Here is an 18,973-nt window from a genome sequence, read left to right as displayed (position 1 = left end):
TATGCCTGCACTCGTTCGTTTCGCTTGTGCGGGTTTTGTTCGCACCGGATGCCGTTTGCGTGCGAGCCGCCGCGGATTTCGTAAAATTTTATAATAAAGGGCAAAGATGCAAAATTTAGAAAAATTACAAGAAAAACTGGGCTATAAATTTAAAAACCAGGCCCACCTCAAGATCGCTCTTACACACAAAAGCGCCAAAAACGGACACAACAACGAGAGGCTGGAATTTTTAGGCGATGCGGTGATGGATCTGATCGTGGGCGAGTATCTTTTCAAAAAATTTAGCAGCGACGAGGGTGATCTGAGCAAGCTGCGCGCTGCGCTCGTGAACGAAAGTAGCTTTTCTAAATTTGCAAAATTTTTGGGCATCGGCGAGAACCTGAATATGTCGCTGTCCGAGGAGCGCAACGGTGGGCGTGAGAAGCCCTCGCTGCTTTCGGACGCGTTTGAGGCGATAATGGGCGCCGTCTATCTCGAGAGCGGGCTGCAAAACACTGCCCGCATCGCGATTGCAATCTTAGAAATCCTCTATCCGCGCATCAGCTTTAACGAGCTCGTTAAAGACTACAAAACCGCGCTGCAAGAGCTCACGCAGGCAAAATTCGGCGTCACGCCCGAATATATCCTTTTAGGCTCGAGCGGTCCCGATCATAAAAAAAGCTTCGAAATGGCGGCGCTTGTTGGCGGCAAGCGGCTCTCCTCCGCCGTGGGAGCTAGCAAAAAAGAAGCCGAGCAAAAATGCGCGCAAATCGCGATCGAGCTTTTACAAAACGGCGCCTCGCACGGCACTAGCGCGGAAAATGGCGAGCAAACAGCATGCGGCGACGCACAAAGCGGCGCGAACTGCGCTCAGGACGGCAAAAAAGGCTCACGAAATAGCGACGGACGGGCGCAGGGTAGCAAAAAAAGCGACCGCACCGGCGTACCTAGCGGCACGCTGAGCGCTAAAAAAAGCAATGAGCGAAACAGAAATGCCGAACAAAACGGACGCGATAGCGATCAAGGAGGCGCGCTATGAACACCTTCGGCGAGAGATTGCGCCTTAGCACCTTCGGCGAGAGCCACGGCGCGGCGATAGGCGGCGTTTTGGACGGTTTTCCGGCTGGCGTGGCGATCGAGCCTTCAAATATCCAAAGCGAGCTCGATCGCCGCAAACCGGGCGGCAAATACGCTACGCCCCGCAAAGAAGCCGACGAGATCGAAATTTTAAGCGGAATTTTTGACGGTCGCAGCACCGGCGCGCCGATCGGATTTATCATCCGCAACGCAAACCAGCACTCAAAGGACTACGAAAACCTCAAGGATATTTTCCGCCCCGCACACGCCGATTTTTCATATTTTGCCAAATATGGACTGCGCGATTACCGAGGCGGCGGGCGGGCAAGCGCGCGCGAAACCGCCGTACGCGTGGCTGCAGGAGCGTTTGCGCAAATCCTGCTAAATCACTTTAAAATTTCCGTAAAAAGCGGAATCTGCGGCGTGGGCGAAATTTACGCGGAAAATTTAGACTTCGACTTTGCGCAAAACAGCGAAATTTTCGCACTCGATCCCGCTGTGGAGAGCGCGCAAAAGGAGCTAATTCTAAGCGTCAAAAATGCGGGCGATAGCATCGGCGGCTGCGTACTAACTCGCGTTACGGGCGTGCCTGCGGGGCTCGGCGAGCCGCTGTACGGTAAGCTGGATGCGGCGCTTGCGGGCGCGATGATGAGCATAAACGGCGTAAAGGCCGTGCAGATCGGCGCGGGAGTGAAAGCAAGCACGCTAAAAGGTAGCGAAAACAACGATTTTATGCGCGCTAGCAATGATGCGATCCGCACCAACGGCGGCAAGATCGGCGCAAATTTTGCGAGCAACAACGCAGGCGGGATCTTAGGCGGCATAAGTAGCGGCACGCCTATCGAGATAACAACGCATTTTAAGCCCACTCCGAGCATTTTCATGGCGCAGCGCAGCGTGGACGTGTACGGCGCAGACGCGGTCTGCGAGCTGCGCGGACGGCACGATCCGTGTATCGCCGTGCGCGGCAGCGTCGTAGCTACCGCAATGGCGCGGCTGGCGATCGCCGATGCGCTGCTGCTAAACGCGAGCGCGACGCTGGGGAATTTAAAGCGAATTTACGGCGAAGATTAAATTTATGCGAGCGGTCCTTTAAATTTTGCGAAATTTCATTAAATTTAAGGGTCGAGCGATGAAATCCCCGCGAGCTAGGCGGGCAAATTTTAAATTTACGCGGTATGCCTATCGCGACAAGGAGGGCAAATGAGACTTGAGCGTATCGGCGAGGACTCGGCACTGATCGCGCGCATAGAGGCGATCAACGTCGCAGCGTTCCCCGAAATCGAGCGTATCAGCATAAAAAATTTCTTAAAAATGTCGCGCAAAGGACAGCTTGAAATCGCGGCGATTTTCGAGGATTTTAGCGCCCTGGACACTGGCGGCGCTACGGGTAAACATCACGCGGCGGCGAGTGAAATTTTATGCGTGGGATCGCAAGATCGCGGCGAAGCGAGCCAAAATCGTGACGCTGCGGGTAAAAATTCCGATGCGGATAACCGCAGCGCGGCAGAATTCGCCTCTTTGAATTCCAAAAATCGCAGTGCAACTGATAAAAAATCCAGTGCGACGTGTGGAAAATCCAGCTTGGAAAGTAAAAATCCCAGCGCGGAGGCAAGCGAAAATTCCAATGCGGCGGCGCAAAATTTAAGCGGCGAGGAGCTCGTTGGGTTTTGCGTCTATAGGACCGAGCAAACCTACAAGCGCGCGGTTTCGCACTACAAACAGCCGCCGCCTCGCCTAAATGCGGATAAAATTTTAATATCCAAAGCCCATAACGGCGCGGAATTCGCCTGCGATGCGGGATCTTTCGGCGCTGCGAGCGACGAAATTTCAAGCTACGTTACGAACAATGAAATTTCAGATTTAAGCGTTAGCGACGGGGTTTTGGGTGCGGGCGCGGATCAAGGGCTAGCAAGCGATAATATAAAACGTGCGGGCGGCGATTTAAAGCAAGCAAGTGCGGGAGAAATACTATGCCGCGGTATCGCGACAGATAAAATTTCAAATGTGAGCGTGCGCGGCAAAATTCCACCGAGCGCTACGAAGAGCAAAATTTCGTCCGATACCGCGAAGGGAAAGATTTTGCGCTACGATGAGAACGGGATTTCGCGCCGCGATGAAAGTAAAATTTTGCGTTGCGAAAAGAGCGAACCCTCAAGTAGCAAGCAGGGCGAGTTTTTTTACGTAGCGTACCTTGCGATAGATGCGAAATTTCGCGGGCTGGGGATCGGCTCAAGGCTGCTCGCACTCATCGCCACGCAAAATCCGCGCGCGCAAATCATCCTTGACATCGAGCCGCCGCACGAGGACGCGCCCAACCTCGCGCAGCGCCTACGCCGCATAGAATTCTACGGCAGACACGGCTTTTGGCGCTGCGGCAAGTTTTTCAACTACGCGGGGCTAAGCTTCGAGATCCTTGCTAAGCCGCCGCTAAGCGCGCCGCAGCAGGGATTTGACGTAGCGAGCTTCGTGAAATTTATCGGCGCGGGCAATAAATTTAGATTTAAAATCACCGACGCGCCGCTATACAAAAACTAATGCAAAAGCCCGAATTCAGCCTTATCTGCGACGATACGTTTTATAAAATTTTCTCCGTAGCGATCCTTGCGTTTTTTTTGCATTTTTATCTCTTTGGACATCGGCGAATCGGGGGAGCTGTTTTACACGGACAGCCCGCTACGCTCGCTGCAAGCCAAGCCTAGTCTGACGATCGTTTTTATGTTTTTAGCGTTACTTTATCTGCGAAGCGGTAGCAAAGAGGCGGCGCGCGTGGAATTTGACGAGCTTAAAATATCCTTTCGCAGAGGGCTAGACAAATACGATCTTATGCTTGGATGCGTCGATCTGATAGAGCCGTCGCTCGGCTTCGTGCGGACGTTTCGCGTGCCGTTTATAAGCTACGAACGGTTTTTGAAACTGCAAGAAATTTTAAAATTCTTGCTTCTTTTCGCATACGTCGCGGGCGTGTTTTTGACGATAAAATTCGGCTTTGTCGAAGCTGCGATCTATGCAGCGACGGGCATTTTTGCGATTTTGATCGCTTCAAAGCTCGTCGTCGCGCGAAGGCTAGACGGACGAGTGGGGTTACGACTGCGCGATTGCCTGCTACTGCGCGGCAAGGACGATACAGGCGCGGCGGTATTTTTTTGCATCCGTCCTAGCCGCGCCGAGCGCGAGGCTTTACGGATATATTTTTTGAAAAATTTCAGCTACGACATTAAGGCGTGAAATTTAGACTCGCCGAATGTCCGGATAAAGCTAAACGTAAACGAAGCGCAAAGGCGGATGCTGCGCGAGTATTTCGCGGCGAGATTGGGGCTTGATTTCGAGCAAAATTCTGTCCGCGGCAATCGCAGATGAGATCGCTCGATGCTCGCAGTAGTCCTCGAAGCAGTCGCAAATAAGCTCGCTCTGTGTCTGAAAAGCTCCATAACTAGTCGCAAATAGCGCCACATTGTCCGCCGTTTAGTGAGGATGATCACCGCTCGTCGCAACTCGCCGCAAGCGCCTCTGTAAATATCCCGCATCTTTAAACGCGTCGAAAGCGAGGCGGTGATAAAATGCGCTTCGTCAAAAATCATACCGAAAAGGAATTTTATGCGAGACTATGACAAAGAGCCAATCAAAATCATAGACAGAGCGGTTTACTTTCAAGAAAAAAGCCTATTTTTATCCATAGTGCTTTTTTACTCTGCATATACGACTAATGCCACTTTTATGGATATTATAAAAGGCGACGATTTGTTTATGGTATTGTGCGCCGTAGTGCTATTCATCGCACAGATATGGTGGTACGTAAAATGCAATTTCCAAGCCTCTTATTTTACGTTTTATAATTACAAGCTATCTTATAATTTCATGCAAGGTACAGAGCCCAATAAAATATGCAATCTTACGGATATAGAGAAAATAAGCTTTTGCGTGGTTTCAGAGCTTATGGATAGCTTCGGTAGATTTCACTACTTTACCTCCTACGAGCTTTATAAAAAATCATCTGTTGGGGTGCATATCGGTAAACTGGCACTGTTTTTATACTATACGATAAATTTTATCTTGCTTGTTTTGCCATTTAAAATTTTTATGTTGATCAAAAACAAAGAGCCGCTAAGTCTGCTAAATAAAAATGTCGTGATTAAATTTAAAAATCGCAACTATTTTTTGATAAACATCTACTCAAAGCGCGAACTGGATGAAATTTTGCAGTATTGCAAAGACAAAAATATAACCGTGGAGCAGAAAACAAATTTTATCCCGCATTGGCAAAATTTTACCTATTTCACTGATAAAAACGAAATTTGGAGCGATGACTTTAGCGATACGCAAATTCCAAAAGACACGTTTAAGCGTAAGCTTAGGCGGTTTTTCAGCTTGGACTAAAGAGCGATTCCGCCAGTTTCAGCATAAAATTTAGACCCGTGGGGTAGAATTACAAAAATTTTTACACGGAGCAAACAATGAAAAATTTCTTTCTAGCCGCAATATTTTGCGCGCTTTTTAGCGGTTGCGCATACGAAGCGCAGTTTAATCAAAACGCCGACGTAGCGCCGTTTGACGACACTATAAGCGCGACTAACGCCATGCAAAGCGCGCTCATTTATATCCCTAGCGAGCTAATGGGGACGAAAAGCTACGCCGCAAGCTCGAAGCTAGGCAGAGACGATGAGCTTAAAATCGATGTCGGCGAGTTCGTCGCAGGCGAGGCAAAGCGCTTCTTCGGCACCTACCTAAGGCGCGTGAGCGTCACTGAAGACGAAAAAGCGCTGCAAGGCAAAGGGCTCGTCATTGCGCCCGAGCTTAGCTCATTCGGCTTTGGCTTTTACAGCTCCGACGGCATCGACGTTTCGGCGAAGCCCTACGTGCGCTACAATCTACGCTTAAAAATGTTTAAAAACGGAAAGCCAATCTACAACCAAAATATCGCCGTAAACGAGCGCAACTTCGGCGAGGAGGAGTTTTTCGGCGGCGGTCAGGGCTCGTACGCGCAGATCGGCGGGATTTTTCAAAAATCGATGGCGAATGATTACGCCGTGCACGCTAGAGAGATTTTGGACGTAATCAACGATAATTAATCGCGCTTACGCCTTTGTGCGTAGTAAGCGGCATCTAGTCGCTTATTTTTGCCCGCCATCTTGTAGTAAAATTTGTCGCGGCGATCTTACGACACGCACTTGCGGATCGTCGCGCCTAAATTTTGTTTATTGATATAATTAGCATGGCTTTAAAATACTCAAATGCGCGCTTGCTTGTAAGATTTATCCCGCCTGCGACATTAAATCATTTTGATACCGAGTTTGCTGGTACTCTAAGCATCGAATTTATTTCGCAAGCTGAGTTAAATTTCCGCAAAAATCGCGTTATTAAATTTAACTCAGAAGCTCATATTTAAGTGCGGCGAGCCGACAAATTCCTCACCTTGACATACCGCCTAATTCCGTATTTTAGGGCTAAACTCCGCAAATAAACTTTTCGCGTTCGCAGCTACGCTTGCATAAAATTTCATATTCGCAGCACCAAAAATTCGATCTAAATTTAAAGCAGCGATTAATATTAATTTTTATATCATTACTAAATTTTTTAAGGAGAGAATTATGAAAAAATTTTTATTGCTTCCGTTTGCTTTCGCGGCGCTTTTTGCGGCACCAAGCTGCGATAATGTCCAACTCAAAGCGGCTGTGGAAGGCATCAATAAGAGTGCGCCGATGCGAGTCGACGAGATTACCACGTTAACGGGCGCTGAGTGCAAGGATGGCAGCTTTATCTACAACTACGAGCTAAATGACGGCATGGGGATGAAATTTGACAGTGTCGGAAATGATCAAAAAACCGTGATACAAAATGTCATAGATAGCCAAAATAAGCAAATTTTTTGCAACCAGATGAAGGTAATGCATCCGCTAATAAACAGCGCGATATGGAGCTATAAGATAAAAAGTGGCGAAGAATTTATAAGGGTAGAATTTAAGCCTAGCGACTGCAAGTAGGGCTTGCGCGAGATTTAAAATTTAGCGCGGCGTGAGCCTTTGCCTGCTCGCCCGCGCCGAATTCGTTTAAAATTTATCCGCTTCGCTTTCGATTTCGCCTGCGCAAAAGCAACATGCAAAATCTCTGCTTGGCTTTTACTGCGCCGCCGCGTATAGCATGGCGCATATCAGCGTGTATTTCGCCGTCACAAAGCGCTAAAACGCGTGAGTCCTTTTTGAGCTGCGATCTAATTTTGCGTCAGATTCTGCCAGTGGCGTTTTTCATTAAAATTTGACTATTTCACGCGGAATTATATCTATGTAGCAGCGCAAACACCGCGTAAAGCTTTAACGCGAAATTCTATAAATTGCGCGGAATTTTATTTGAAACAGCATCGTAGATTTTGAATCAGAATTTTATGATTTATTACGCTGCATTTGCGGCGATAAAATCTTGCTAAATTTTATCCGCGACCTGCTCGCATAAAATTCTGCGTCAAAGTGTAAGCTCGCTCGCAAGCTTACAAAGGTGCCAGCCGCCAATATACCGTCACACAAAAGGCGGCTTATCAAATGCCTCGCTTAGGTTTTAAAATTCACCGTTCGTAGCTATTTTTATCAAGCTTTAGCCGTATTGGCGGCAAGCCCTCTATTTCGTAATTTAACACCATCGTTTTGCCTAGCTCCCGCAGGCGCTGCGAAAATTCTGTGCTGCAAAAGCCGGCCTTCGCCTTGGCAAACAGCATCTCTTTTAAAATTTCTGCATCGCCCGCATCCAGCGCTCTAAGGTCTAAATTAGGTGAGCTATTTAGCGCGTAATCGTATATGAAGCTATCACCTTCGCATGCGGCGCCTTTTAAAGTCGTAACATCGTCGATCCTGCGCGGCGCGCCCTCGTTTATCCGCGCTAGTGCATCTCGCACCTGTTTGCTTTCGCAGAAGTTTCGCTCTAGCTCGCCGCGTTTTTTCTCCGCATAAAATTCCATCGCCACATTTGCCAAAATTCCGATTCCAAAGAGCACTAGCAAAATTTTAATCGGCTTGTTTAGCCGCGCGCTTAAACTTCGCGCATCCATCATCGCGCCCTTTCGCAGCACAGCAGCGTGTGTCCGACGCCCAGCCCGTCGTGAATTTGCGAAATTTTAAGTCCCGCGCGCTGCGTAAATTTAACCATATCGTCCGAGTGGTAAATTTTGCTATCGCCGTTTGCCATGGCGGCGAAATATACGCTGATCTGCGTCATGCTATACGCGGCGGTTTCGTAGCGCTGCCTGTCCCAAAACGGCTCCAAAATATAAAGCCGCGCCTTCGCGCTCATCGACTCCGCCGCGCGCGCGAGGATGCTTACGATCTGCTCCTCTGCAAAGCAGTCCAAAAACTGACTGAGCCAGATCGCGTCAAAGCCGCGCGGAAAGCGCGTAGCGGGGTCTAGCAGATCAGCCGCAAGCCCGTCTATGCGCTCTGCACCCTTCGCGCCTGCGACGGCGTCTTTCATCATCGAAATTTGCCCCGCAAGATCCATTATCGTGACGCGCACATTTTCGTCGTAGCCTACGCACCGCTTAGCAAAGCGCCCCGTGTTGCCGCCTACGTCTAAAATTTTATTTGTCTTGCGCGAAAAAATGATCTTTAGCGCGGGCTCAAACGCCAAATCCGAATAAAAATGATCAAACGCGAGCCAGCTTTTGCGGCACATGCGGCGGCAGATGCGAAAGCGCCTCGTAGATCGTAGCCCACTGCCCAAAAACCTTTAGCCCCTCTGGTTTGCCCGATTTTAGCGTCTCTTCGAGCCTAAAGAGCCCCTTGTAGCACACGTCGTGGATGAAGTCTATATCCACGCCGACGAGCTCGTCGGTGAGTAGAAAATACCCCGCCTTGCTAAGCCGAAATTTCTCGCCGCACAGAAGCACCGTGCCGATGCTAAGTGAACTTTCCAAAAGCAGCTTTACGGCGTATTCGCTAAGCGAGAGCTTCTTCGCGATCTCTTCTATGCTTAGCCCGTCACGTGCCTCATTAAGCGTGCTTAAAATTCCAAATTTTTTCATCAGCCTGCTTACCTGAAAAACTACAGGCGCAAAGGCGATCTCATTCGCCGTCCGCTGCGCCTCGCCTGCGCTTTGGCGCTCCACGGCGTAACGATCTAAAAGCTGTTTGGGAAGTTTCATTTTTGATCCTGCTTATGTAAATTTCGCAAAATTTTAGCAAAAAATTCTAACTTTTCTTGCGCCCGCTAAGAATTTGCGCGTATCTTAGAATTTTGCGATGAAATTTTAAAATTCCGTCTTAAAATTTATGGAATTTTAGTTAAAATCTTTCTATCAAAATTTCGCGTAAAAGCTCCGCGAAAATGTCAAATTTAGGAGAATCCTTGAAGCTTCAAATGTCCTTGATGTCGGTTGCCTGCGTCGTAATCATCCTGGCTGGTCTTAAAGCCGCGCAGGCTATCGTCGTGCCATTTTTGCTAGCTATTTTCATCACGGTGCTCGTCTCGCCACTGGTACTTTACGTCCAAAAGATCCGCGTCGGGCGCGTTTTTAGCTTCCTCATCATCACCTTTGCTTTTGTGGCGATTATAGTGTTTTTCGGTGCGGTCATCTTCGATGCGATCAAGGAATTTTCAGCGCGCCTGCCCGAGCTTCAAGCAAAATTTGAAGAGGTGCTAGGAGGCGTGAGCGCGAAGCTCTCTCGCTTCGGCATAGAGCTTAACGCCGCAAGCCTAGGCATCGATCCGAGCGAAGCCGCCGCGCAGCTATCTGCACTACTGCGCAAAACAGGCTCGATAGTCTCGACGGGATTTTTCATTTTTATAATGGTTTCATTTATGGTCTTTGAAAGCTCCGTAATCGACGAAAAAATCCGCTATTTTTCGCAAAGTAGCCGTGCTACGCATACTTTTGTGAAGAAATTTGCCTCCAGCCTCAAAAAATATCTGTTAATCAAAACTATCGCTTCAGCTTGCACCGGTGCGCTCATCGGGCTCGGGCTGTGGGCTCTTGGTGTCCCATATGCTGCGCTGTGGGGGATTTTAGCTTTCGTACTAAATTTCATCCCTACGATAGGCTCGATCGTAGCGGTCTTTCCGACGCTTTTCGTGACGCTAGCTACGATGGATATAAGCTCTAGCATCTGGACTATCGCAATTTATTTGGTTGTAAACGTAGCGATCGGAAATATTATAGAGCCGCGCTTTTTAGGACAAGGGCTCGGGCTTTCAACGATCAGTGTGCTTGCAGGGCTGCTGCTGTGGGGCTTCGTGCTTGGTATCGGCGGGCTATTTTTGGCTGTACCGCTTACGATGAGCTTGCAAATCGCGCTTGCTTCAAACGACAAAACACGCTTCATCGCGACTTTATTAAGCAACAAGGTCGAAAGATAAAGCAAAATTCCGCGGAATTTTAAAATTCTATAAATTTTAGCTTGAGCGCGCTCAAGAGTATTTTTGTCTCTTTTAGATAAAATCCGCCCAAAGGATCAAATATGACGAGCGAAAAATTTATTTACGAAGTAAACACGGTGACGAAATTTATCCAAATTTACTGCGATGGCAAGCATGCGGATGCACCCAAAAAAGATGGTGCCGTGCTTCATGACTACAAAGACGATAAGGGGCTAGTGCAGACGCGCTTTCATCTCTGTAGCGACTGCGAGCGGATGCTGCGTTACGCCTACGCGCGACTAGGCGCCTGCCCGCATACCGAAAAGCCGCGCTGTCACCACTGCCCACATCCGTGCTATGAGCGCGAAATGTGGGTAAATATGGCTAAGATGATGAAATATAGTGGCATGAAGCTTGGGCTTACGAAGATAAAAAAGCTTTTTTCGTTTAAAAAAAGCTAACTTGCGCTGGCAATTTAGCTAGGATTTGTGGATAAAATTTATCTCTGCAAACTCGCTTCATCTCTACACAAAAAGTATAAAAAAGCAGCGTGAGAACAAGCACAAAAAAGATATAAAAATCAATCAAAATACTAAATCTTAGCGCGTAAAATTCTACCTTGCAAACGCAAATCCTACGCAATCCTTGATAATAAATAATTAAATTTGAGTTTATAGTTTTAAGTTAGAATTGTACCCAACCAAAGGAGAAAATATGAAGGTCATTACCATCGCGGTCGTTAACGGCAGGGTCGTAAACGAAAAGGAATTAATCGCATCTATCGCCGATTATGACGATTTTACCGCGGTTGCCGAACAACTCCGCAAAGGGCTGAAATCGAGGTATTTTACATCTAGAGAGCATGCGAGGATATACAAAAAAATCAGTGTCGAGACGGGCTTTAGGCGCGTGCGATTCGACTACAAACCGTATAAAGATAAAATTTCAAACCTTATTGCCGAGGGCTACACCGTCAAGGCGATCCTAAAAAAGATCGGCGAGGAGGACGAAGCGTTCAAAAACGCCGTTACTGCGCCCGGGCTTACGCACTTTATCTCCGTGACGTTCAAAGATGAAAAAACAAGACTTCGCGCAACCGCCAAAAAAAGCGAGGATTTCTTATACGCATATCGCTTCGAGATCAAAAAAATGCACTTCCAAGGCGTTAGCAATAAAGAAATTTTAAAATATATGAAGGCTCATTACGAAAAGGATTTTGCCAAAGTAAGCGAGCGCGATCTGGCGAATTTTATCGAGGCAAACGCAGTGTTAGATACCGACCGCAAACTCTCGCTGTATAAAAAGCCGAGCCTTTACGATCCGCATTTTAGCGAGATTATGAAGCTTTATGCAAGCGGTATGCGAGTCTATGACATCTGGAAGACGCTTAAAGCCAAATACCCCGAGCTAGCGAAGCTTCAAGCGCCGAGCCTTTATCAATTCATCGCAAACAACGCCCTGGGCAAAGCAAAATATATGCAAAAAGACTGATATGTCCGCGCTTCTTTCAAATTTAAAATTTCGCCGCGATAGAGATCGATGAAAGCCGGTGAAATTTCTATGAATACCTGCGTCATTCTCTGCGGCGGCAAAAGCTCGCGTTTCGGCAGCGATAAAACGCTGTTTCCATTCCGCGGGCATCCCAGCATGACGCACTTTCTTTTTTCGCGCTTAAACCGCGAGTTTGAGCGGGTTTTCGCCTGCACCAAAAGCTCTAAATTTAACCCGCCGCTTCCTATGATCTACGACGAATTTGAGGAATTTTCGCCGATGGGCGCGCTGTATTCGGCGCTAAAGCCATTTAGCGGCGAGCGCATTTTTATCATCCCAGCCGACATGCCCTTTGTAGAAATTTCCACCATTCGCGCTCTTAGCGAGCAAGAGGGGCAAATTTGCGTAGCGGGCGACGAGGCACACAGACATAGCCTGTGCGGATTTTTTGACGCAGCTCTCGCGCCGCGCGCGCTTGAGCTCTACCGCGCGGGGGAACATAAGATCGGCGCGCTCATCGGATCTGCAAATTCCAAAGTGCTAAATTTCAAAAACAAAGAGCAGTTTTTAAACATAAATTATCAAAACGATTTAAAGGGCGTAGATGAAATTTAAAGTTCTAGCATTCGCGTTTTGCGCCATGAGCCTAACCGCACAAGATCTATCCGAACTATACGCAAAGGCTAGCGAATACGAGGCCAAGGGCGATTACAAAAACGCGATGATCTATTACAAAAAGATCGCCGCGGCAAGTCTAGCGGAAAGCGGCGAAAAGTTGCGCCTAAAAACCGCAGAAAATTCTACCTCGTCCGCAGAAAACCGCGCTTCGCACGATGGTACCGCCGTTTTAAGCTCTGCGCCGCCGCAAAATTCTGTCGCAAAAAATTCCGCCGCGCCAAATTCCACTTCGTCAAATTTCGCAGACGCAAACTCGGCTGCGTCAAATTTAGTATCATCGAATTCCGCTTCGCTATCGCAAAATTCTGCCTCGCTGGATTCCGCCCCGCAAGGCGAGCAAAATGGCCGAAATTTCGGATTTTTAGGGCTTAAATACTACGAGCCGATCTATATGCTCTTTACCCACGATTTCAGCAAAAAATCCGATCGTAAGGCGGATGAGCTGCATTTTGAGTTTAGCTTCGAGCGCCCGATCACCTACGACGCGCTGGGGTTTGGAGAGAAAATTTCGTTCGCTTACGCACAAAATTCCTGGTGGCAGATCACGCAGGATAGCGCCCCTTTTCGCGAGAGCAACTACCGCCCCGAGCTCTACGTTAGCGCGCCGGTACCGTTTGCGGATGAGCTAAAGATAGGCGCAATGCACGAATCAAACGGCAAGGGCGGCGAGGAATCGCGCTCATGGAATAGGCTCTACGCCCAAAGCACGTGGAGCGCGGACGGATTTTCGATCACCCCCAGAGCCTGGTATGCGTTTTGGCTGGACCGCACGAACGAGGACATCGCGGATTATATGGGCTACGGCGATCTGCGCGCGTCATACACCTTCGGCAAGCAGCGACTTAGCGCTCTATGGCGAAACAACCTACATTTTGACGGCAGTAACCGCGGCGCGATCGAGCTGAACTACAGCTTTCCGATCTTTAACAGCGGATTTTACGGCTATCTACGCTACTTTGGCGGCTACGGCGAGAGCCTCGCGGACTACAAACGCAGCGTCAATAAGATCGGCATCGGACTTTCTTTCGTAGAATTTTAATGCCATCTGCACCGAGTTGCGAGCTAAATTTGAACTCACGACTCGTTGTGCGTCTTAAAATCGCATCAAATTTCAACCGCTTTTAAATTTCTTAGAAATTAATATTGTTTTAGCTAAAATTGTAGATTAAATTTTAAACAAAAGGATCAAGAAATGGCACAAATTCAAGAGGCCGAGCTCATCTGGAAAGACGGCAAACTAATTCCCTGGGCGGAGGCCACCACCCACGTTTTGACGCATTCTCTGCACTATGGGAACGCCGTATTTGAGGGCGTACGCGCCTATAAAACCGACAAAGGCTACGCGATTTTTCGCCTGGACGAGCACACTCGCAGGCTTGAAATTTCGGCAAAACTCTGCTTAATCAAGCTTCTGTTTAGCTTCGAGCAGCTCCGTCAGGCCCAGATTGACGTCGTTGCGAAAAACCGCTTCGATCAGACCGTTTATATTCGCCCGCTAGCGTACTTCGGCTATGGCTCGATGGGCGTTTCGTCCAAGGACTGCTCGGTAAACGTCATCGTAGCAGCGTGGCAGTGGGGTGCGTATATGGGCGAAGAGGCACTACGTAAGGGTATCAAAGCCAAAATTTCATCGTGGATAAAGCCGGCGCAATTTTCGATGATGGCAAAAGCCAAGGCGAGCGCAAATTATTTCAACTCGCAAATGGCAAATTTTGAGGCAGTTGATGCGGGGTACGATGAGGCGATACTGCTCGATCCGCAGGGCTTCGTCGCGGAGGGGCCGGGCGAGTGTCTATTCATCGTAAAAGAGGGCGTCATCATCACTCCGCCGAACGACACCAGCCTTGAGAGCATCACTCAAAATTCAGTCATAGAAATCGCTCGCAGCCTGGGCTACGAGGTCCGCAGAGAGCGCATCGCTCGCGATCAGCTCTATGCCGCGGATGAGGCGTTTTTTACCGGCACCGCCGCGGAGGTCACGCCGATTAGCAACATCGACGGCAGGATCATCGGCAAGGGCGAGATGGGCGAGGTCACGAGCCGCTTGCAGAAGGCGTATTTCACCGTCGTTACGGGCAAAGACTCAAAATTTGAGCACTGGCTCACTTACGTTAAATAAGGACGCGCATGCCTGCGGATTTGAATGATTATTTTAATAAGAAAAATGGCGACAAAAAAGGCGGGAATTTAAATTTTAAAATTCCTAATTTTGGAGGAATGGGCAAGTTTAGCGGCGTGATTTATGCGATAATCGCGATAATCGCGCTGTTCGTGATCTCAAAACCCTTCGTCACGATCCAATCCGGCGAAGTGGGGATCAAGTCAAATTTAGGCAAATACGATCCGACGCCTCTTGGCGCGGGACTTCACTTTTTCGTGCCGTTCATACAGGACGTATTCGTCGTAGATACTCGCACGCGTATCATAAACTACACCAGTAGCGAAGATATGAGCGCGGGTATCGCTACTAAAAGCGGCACCACGGGCGGTATCATCAGTAAAAACTCGCTTTCGGTGTTAGATTCGCGAAATTTGCCCGTCAGCATCGACATCACCGTGCAATACAGGCTCAATGAAGCCACGGCGCCCAATACGATCGCCGAGTGGGGCTTTTTGTGGGAGGATAAGATCATCGATCCGCGTGTAAAGGACGTCGTGCGTAGCGTCATCGGTAACTATGCCGCCGAGGAGCTGCCTACCAAACGCGACGAGATCGCCAAATCGATCGACGACGGCATCCGCAAGAATATCGAAGCACTGCCGAATTCGCCCGTAGATCTGCTAGCCGTGCAGCTTCGCGAGATCATCCTGCCGGCGAAGGTAAAGGAGCAGATCGAGAGCGTGCAGATCGCCAAACAGGAGGCTGAGCGCACCAAATACGAGGTCGAGCGCGCGAATCAAGAGGCGCTTAAAAAGGCTGCTCTTGCCAAAGGTAACGCAGACGCCGTCAAAATCGAGGCTCAAGGTCGCGCCGATGCCGCTAAGATCGAGGCTGACGCGCAAGCCTACGCTAACAAAGAGGTCGCAAAGAGCTTGGATGCAAATCTTTTAAGCCTTAAGCAGATAGAGACGCAAGCTAAATTTAACGAGGCGTTGCGCGAAAATAGCGACGCAAAAATTTTCCTAACTCCTGGCGGCGCAGTGCCTAACATCTGGGTCGATACGAAAGATAAAGCAAAACAAAGCGCCATCGAGCGGGAAAATTAAAATTTCAGGCGGTTATGCGCCCTGATTTCGCGAACTAAATTTAATAGCGAGTTGCTCCAGGCGCATAAGCTTAACTCTCGATTTTGCGAGCTAAACTTAACAGCGAGCGCGAAAGCTCGTGACGAGCAGAACTCGCGCTCGTCGCAATCTAAACCTAGCGGTCGCTTAAATTTAGCCGCTAGGCTTGTCCTTTGAATTTACGAGGCGCGGCGCTTCGTAAATTCACAACTCAAATTCCGCGTGCGGCGGCTAAATTCAGAGTGCGCGCGCGACTTCGCAAACTAAGGATCAAAGATGAAAGTAGATTGGCAAAAATTAAGCGGGCTGCTCCCCGCGATCGTTCAGGATGCGGGCGACGGCGTGGTTTTGATGCTCGCGTATATGAACGAGGAGGCGCTAAGCCTGACGCTGCAAACGGGCTACGCACACTACTTCTCGCGCAGCAAGGGACGCATCTGGAAAAAGGGGGAAGAGAGCGGTCACGTTCAGCTTGTAAAATCCGCCTTTTTGGACTGCGACAACGATACCTTGCTGCTTAAAGTCGAGCAATGCGGCGGATCCGCCTGCCACACGGGCTCGCGAAGCTGTTTTTTCAAAGAGATTTCGCTGCAAAAACGCGACGAAAATATCCAGAACTCGAGCGCTTGCGGCGCAATAAATTTTGCAGAGCACGGCTCTGCAACCTCTCTCGTGCAGAAAAATTCCGCGAATTCCCGCGCAGGGCAAAATTCCGCTTCCTGCGACGGCTTGCAGAATTTAACGCCCAAAAATTCTACCGATTCCTGCGGTAAGCAAAATTCTGTAATGCAAAGCCCCTCTGCGACGAATTCCGCCGCAGAGTGCAGCGAGCAAAATTTAGACGCCTCTTCGCAAAATTCCACGCTCGAAAACTCCGCAAAAAAAAGCCCGTACGGCATTTTAGACGAAATTTATCACGTCTGCTTGGATCGCAAGCTAAACGGCGAGTCCGCGCTATCCTACGTCGCCTCGCTCTACGCGAAGGGCGAAAACGCTTATCTTAAAAAGATCGCCGAGGAGGCGTGCGAGTTCGCACTGGCGTGCAAGGACCTCTCGCGCAGCGGACTTTACGCAGACGTCGCGCGCGAGGGCTTCGGCGAGCGCAGAGCGGGCGAGCCGCGATACGACGTGATTTACGAGGGGGCGGATCTTTTATTTCACCTTCTACTCGCGCTTGCGGCGCACAATATCCACCCGGACGCCCTACTTGACGAGCTAACACGCAGGCAAGGGCAAAGCGGCATCGAAGAAAAGCGCAGCCGCGAAAAATAATGCGTAAAAATTAATCACAAAAGCACCTTTTCCGCTCGCCTGCTTTGCGCGGCGAGCTAAATTTAAAAAGCGTTGCCGAAATTCTACGCCGAATTTCAACGACGAAAGTATATTTCAATCGCGCTATTGCCGCAAAATTTAATTCTGCTGTGGGAGCTAAAATCCGCGCCATAAATTTAAGCGCTTGCGCAGATCGTAAAATTTCATTAAAATTTTAAAATCAAATTTAAGGAAAAAGCGATGAAACCGATCACGATGCAGGAGGCTTTGGACGCGGTTGGCGAGCGCTACTGCAAAGGCCATCACTACGAAAGCGTAGCGCTAAGCGATGAGATGGTACGCCGCATCTGCGAGGTAAAAAGCCTCGTAAATATGGGCTTTATAGCTACGACCATCACGGACGCGGCACTACAGCATCTAGCCACGCTACCGAAGCTTGCGTATCTGTTTTTGCAAGATAGCGATAAGATAAGCGGCGAGGGCTTTAGGCATTTTCGTAATCACGCCAAGCTCGAGCACGTCGGTATCGAAAACGTCAGCATCACGGACGAGGGGCTAAAAGCGATCGTGCAAATCCCGAAGCTAAAATCGCTGCGCCTGATCAATTCACGCGTGAGCTTTGCGGGTCTGCTAGCCGTGGCGGATACGAAAATCCAGTTTTATCTAGACGGCGGGCAGTTTAGTAAAGAACAAATTGCGGAGTTTGAGCAGGCGCAAAGAGACGCCGCAAAGAACAAAAAGAAGCTCGATCCAGATGACCTGGCGGCGGCGCAGAGTGTACTTTTAGAATTTTTCGCGGCAATGAGCGAATGGGAGAAATTTGCCACATCGCGAATTGATGACGCGGATGACGGCGAGGTGCAGCGCAGATGCGACGAGCTCTTTGCGCGCTACTGCACGCCCGTTAGGCGTAGCGGCTTCCGCCCCGAGGGCATTTCATTTTCGATGATGGAGGGCGGCACCTACGGCGGATACGAGCTAACGGATGCCGAATGCGAGAGCAAAAATAAAATTTACATCTACGCCAAGGACGAACACGGCTTTGCGCGCCGCTTCCTGCTCGTGCGCAAGGACGGGCGCTGGCTCGTAGACAGATGCCAAGGTATGAGCGGCGGCTGGAAAAACCGCGGGCTGTAAAATTTGAGCGCGAAATGGGGCTCAAATTTCATTCTCGGCGCGATCGTAGGGATAAAATTTAGCCCAGCGCAAGCGCAGTGATAAAATTTTATCCGCGCGCTGCAAAACAAAGACAAAGAGGACAAATGAGCGGTAAAATTTCTGCGTACGACGCGCACGGTGATCAAAGAAAGGTGCGAATGAAAAGGCGAATTTTCTCCGAGCTGGGCGGCTTCGTGATAAAGGGTCCTCGCGCTGCTAGCGCGCTATCTGGATGAGCACGGGCTTGTGAACGGGGACGTTCTTGCCTATTTTCGCAGACCGAGCACGGGGGGGCGCGGTTACAAGAGAGGGTATTGCGGTGCCGATATTGGGCGTTTGCAGCGATTATTACGATTTTGCGGTTACCGTGGGCGAGGTGGATGAGGAAATTTTTAATCAAAACGAAGCGAAAATTATCTCTCGTGGCTGGGTTTTTCACTCATCAGGCACGCTAAAGATCGTAGGCATCGGCTATTTTAAAGATATGAGCCGCATAAGCGAGCAAAACAGCCTAAGCTTTAAGCTAAAGTGCGGTCGGTACCGCTTGGAAATTTTAGGCGGATACCGAAGCGCAAATTTTAGCGGCTCGCCCGCCTCCCGCGACGATACGCCTATCTTAAGTGATACGCCCGTTTTTCATCTGCGGCTTACGCCTTCTGCCGAGCCTAAATTTAGCGGCGATTTGGAAACGTCATTTTATTTTTAGCCGAATTTTTAAAATTTCGCGCAAAATTTCTCTTTTTATGCGCGGCGGGTA

Annotated in this window: 19 protein-coding genes and 2 pseudogenes; 18 read left to right on the top strand and 3 right to left on the bottom strand. The window is 49.2% G+C overall.

The features are described 5' to 3' along the window. Positions 1–106 precede the first annotated feature (106 nt). The 7 genes and pseudogenes from rnc to KH703_RS05660 form a co-directional block, all read left to right on the top strand. Positions 107–769: pseudogene (rnc, locus tag KH703_RS05690) on the top strand (ribonuclease III); the annotation flags it as partial. A gap of 245 nt (positions 770–1,014) precedes the next feature. Further along, positions 1,015–2,130: a chorismate synthase gene (gene aroC / locus KH703_RS05685; RefSeq protein WP_304294841.1), complete on the top strand. Its 1,116-nt coding sequence runs from the start codon at positions 1,015–1,017 to the stop codon at positions 2,128–2,130. A 129-nt stretch (positions 2,131–2,259) separates the two neighbouring features. Further along, the gene (locus KH703_RS05680) at positions 2,260–3,594 is read left to right on the top strand and encodes a GNAT family N-acetyltransferase (protein ID WP_304294839.1); all 1,335 of its coding nucleotides are present in this window, start codon (positions 2,260–2,262) and stop codon (positions 3,592–3,594) included. 66 nt (positions 3,595–3,660) lie between these two features. Further along, positions 3,661–4,284 carry a hypothetical protein gene (locus KH703_RS05675; RefSeq protein WP_304294837.1) on the top strand — a complete coding sequence of 208 codons (624 nt, stop codon included), beginning with the start codon at positions 3,661–3,663 and terminating at the stop codon, positions 4,282–4,284. Between the two features lie 369 nt (positions 4,285–4,653). Then, entirely contained in the window at positions 4,654–5,433 is a 780-nt protein-coding gene (locus tag KH703_RS05670) for a hypothetical protein (protein ID WP_304294836.1), read from the top strand. 77 nt (positions 5,434–5,510) lie between these two features. Further along, positions 5,511–6,125: a hypothetical protein gene (locus KH703_RS05665; RefSeq protein ID WP_304294834.1), complete on the top strand. Its 615-nt coding sequence runs from the start codon at positions 5,511–5,513 to the stop codon at positions 6,123–6,125. Between the two features lie 519 nt (positions 6,126–6,644). Continuing rightward, positions 6,645–7,037, top strand: coding sequence for a hypothetical protein (locus tag KH703_RS05660; RefSeq protein ID WP_295150746.1), 393 nt, complete (start codon positions 6,645–6,647; stop codon positions 7,035–7,037). A gap of 575 nt (positions 7,038–7,612) precedes the next feature. Here KH703_RS05660 and KH703_RS05655 read toward each other — a convergent pair. Genes KH703_RS05655 through KH703_RS05645 form a run of 3 tightly spaced genes read right to left on the bottom strand, consistent with a single transcriptional unit; the run spans position 7,613 to position 9,181 of the window. Further along, entirely contained in the window at positions 7,613–8,092 is a 480-nt protein-coding gene (locus KH703_RS05655) for a hypothetical protein (RefSeq protein WP_304294831.1), read from the bottom strand. Next, positions 8,092–8,712, bottom strand: coding sequence for a methyltransferase (locus tag KH703_RS05650; RefSeq protein ID WP_304294829.1), 621 nt, complete (start codon positions 8,710–8,712; stop codon positions 8,092–8,094). Before KH703_RS05650 ends, KH703_RS05655 begins: the two co-directional genes overlap by 1 nt. Next, complete coding sequence (locus KH703_RS05645; protein ID WP_304294827.1) at positions 8,684–9,181, bottom strand: hypothetical protein; 498 nt, start codon at positions 9,179–9,181, stop codon at positions 8,684–8,686. The genes KH703_RS05650 and KH703_RS05645 overlap by 29 nt, the downstream gene beginning before the upstream one ends. A 203-nt stretch (positions 9,182–9,384) precedes the next feature. On the opposite strand from KH703_RS05645, the gene KH703_RS05640 reads away from it, so the two are divergent. From KH703_RS05640 to KH703_RS05590, 11 genes and pseudogenes are all read left to right on the top strand, one after another. After that, the gene (locus KH703_RS05640) at positions 9,385–10,392 is read left to right on the top strand and encodes an AI-2E family transporter (protein WP_297942846.1); all 1,008 of its coding nucleotides are present in this window, start codon (positions 9,385–9,387) and stop codon (positions 10,390–10,392) included. A gap of 101 nt (positions 10,393–10,493) precedes the next feature. Next, a complete protein-coding gene (locus tag KH703_RS05635; protein WP_304294824.1) occupies positions 10,494–10,853 on the top strand; it encodes a nitrous oxide-stimulated promoter family protein in 360 nt (119 codons plus the stop codon). A 253-nt stretch (positions 10,854–11,106) separates the two neighbouring features. Then, entirely contained in the window at positions 11,107–11,883 is a 777-nt protein-coding gene (locus KH703_RS05630; RefSeq protein WP_005871454.1) for a hypothetical protein, read from the top strand. 48 nt (positions 11,884–11,931) lie between these two features. Then, positions 11,932–12,498 (top strand): molybdenum cofactor guanylyltransferase, encoded by a 567-nt coding sequence (locus KH703_RS05625; RefSeq protein ID WP_304294822.1) that lies wholly within the window; start codon positions 11,932–11,934, stop codon positions 12,496–12,498. Then, the gene (locus KH703_RS05620; RefSeq protein ID WP_304294820.1) at positions 12,488–13,600 is read left to right on the top strand and encodes a phospholipase A; all 1,113 of its coding nucleotides are present in this window, start codon (positions 12,488–12,490) and stop codon (positions 13,598–13,600) included. Before KH703_RS05625 ends, KH703_RS05620 begins: the two co-directional genes overlap by 11 nt. A 153-nt stretch (positions 13,601–13,753) precedes the next feature. Then, positions 13,754–14,680: a branched-chain amino acid transaminase gene (locus KH703_RS05615; RefSeq protein WP_304294818.1), complete on the top strand. Its 927-nt coding sequence runs from the start codon at positions 13,754–13,756 to the stop codon at positions 14,678–14,680. Positions 14,681–14,688: 8 nt separating this feature from the next. Next, complete coding sequence (locus KH703_RS05610; protein ID WP_304294816.1) at positions 14,689–15,768, top strand: SPFH domain-containing protein; 1,080 nt, start codon at positions 14,689–14,691, stop codon at positions 15,766–15,768. A gap of 294 nt (positions 15,769–16,062) precedes the next feature. Next, positions 16,063–16,407: pseudogene (hisI, locus tag KH703_RS05605) on the top strand (phosphoribosyl-AMP cyclohydrolase); the annotation flags it as partial. A 165-nt stretch (positions 16,408–16,572) separates the two neighbouring features. Then, positions 16,573–17,058: a phosphoribosyl-ATP diphosphatase gene (locus KH703_RS05600; protein ID WP_304294877.1), complete on the top strand. Its 486-nt coding sequence runs from the start codon at positions 16,573–16,575 to the stop codon at positions 17,056–17,058. Positions 17,059–17,298: 240 nt separating this feature from the next. Further along, on the top strand, positions 17,299–18,195 hold the full coding sequence (locus KH703_RS05595) for an NTF2 fold immunity protein (protein ID WP_304294814.1): 897 nt from the start codon (positions 17,299–17,301) through the stop codon (positions 18,193–18,195). Between the two features lie 283 nt (positions 18,196–18,478). After that, complete coding sequence (locus KH703_RS05590; protein ID WP_304294812.1) at positions 18,479–18,922, top strand: hypothetical protein; 444 nt, start codon at positions 18,479–18,481, stop codon at positions 18,920–18,922. Positions 18,923–18,973 lie beyond the last annotated feature (51 nt).

The organism is Campylobacter gracilis (assembly GCF_018374135.1).
Classification (GTDB): domain Bacteria; phylum Campylobacterota; class Campylobacteria; order Campylobacterales; family Campylobacteraceae; genus Campylobacter_B; species Campylobacter_B gracilis_A.
This window is presented reverse-complemented; position numbering and strand designations above follow the sequence as displayed.

Coding starts and splice junctions, on each gene's coding strand:
- KH703_RS05630 (WP_005871454.1), top strand. CDS start 11,107: ATGAAGGTCATTACCATCGCGGTCGTTAACGGCAGGGTCGTAAACGAA.
- KH703_RS05655 (WP_304294831.1), bottom strand. CDS start 8,092: ATGGATGCGCGAAGTTTAAGCGCGCGGCTAAACAAGCCGATTAAAATT.
- KH703_RS05595 (WP_304294814.1), top strand. CDS start 17,299: ATGAAACCGATCACGATGCAGGAGGCTTTGGACGCGGTTGGCGAGCGC.
- aroC (WP_304294841.1), top strand. CDS start 1,015: ATGAACACCTTCGGCGAGAGATTGCGCCTTAGCACCTTCGGCGAGAGC.
- KH703_RS05635 (WP_304294824.1), top strand. CDS start 10,494: ATGACGAGCGAAAAATTTATTTACGAAGTAAACACGGTGACGAAATTT.
- KH703_RS05665 (WP_304294834.1), top strand. CDS start 5,511: ATGAAAAATTTCTTTCTAGCCGCAATATTTTGCGCGCTTTTTAGCGGT.
- KH703_RS05610 (WP_304294816.1), top strand. CDS start 14,689: ATGCCTGCGGATTTGAATGATTATTTTAATAAGAAAAATGGCGACAAA.
- KH703_RS05680 (WP_304294839.1), top strand. CDS start 2,260: ATGAGACTTGAGCGTATCGGCGAGGACTCGGCACTGATCGCGCGCATA.
- KH703_RS05620 (WP_304294820.1), top strand. CDS start 12,488: ATGAAATTTAAAGTTCTAGCATTCGCGTTTTGCGCCATGAGCCTAACC.
- KH703_RS05670 (WP_304294836.1), top strand. CDS start 4,654: ATGCGAGACTATGACAAAGAGCCAATCAAAATCATAGACAGAGCGGTT.
- KH703_RS05615 (WP_304294818.1), top strand. CDS start 13,754: ATGGCACAAATTCAAGAGGCCGAGCTCATCTGGAAAGACGGCAAACTA.
- KH703_RS05645 (WP_304294827.1), bottom strand. CDS start 9,181: ATGAAACTTCCCAAACAGCTTTTAGATCGTTACGCCGTGGAGCGCCAA.
- KH703_RS05600 (WP_304294877.1), top strand. CDS start 16,573: ATGCAAAGCCCCTCTGCGACGAATTCCGCCGCAGAGTGCAGCGAGCAA.
- KH703_RS05650 (WP_304294829.1), bottom strand. CDS start 8,712: ATGTGCCGCAAAAGCTGGCTCGCGTTTGATCATTTTTATTCGGATTTG.
- KH703_RS05625 (WP_304294822.1), top strand. CDS start 11,932: ATGAAAGCCGGTGAAATTTCTATGAATACCTGCGTCATTCTCTGCGGC.
- KH703_RS05660 (WP_295150746.1), top strand. CDS start 6,645: ATGAAAAAATTTTTATTGCTTCCGTTTGCTTTCGCGGCGCTTTTTGCG.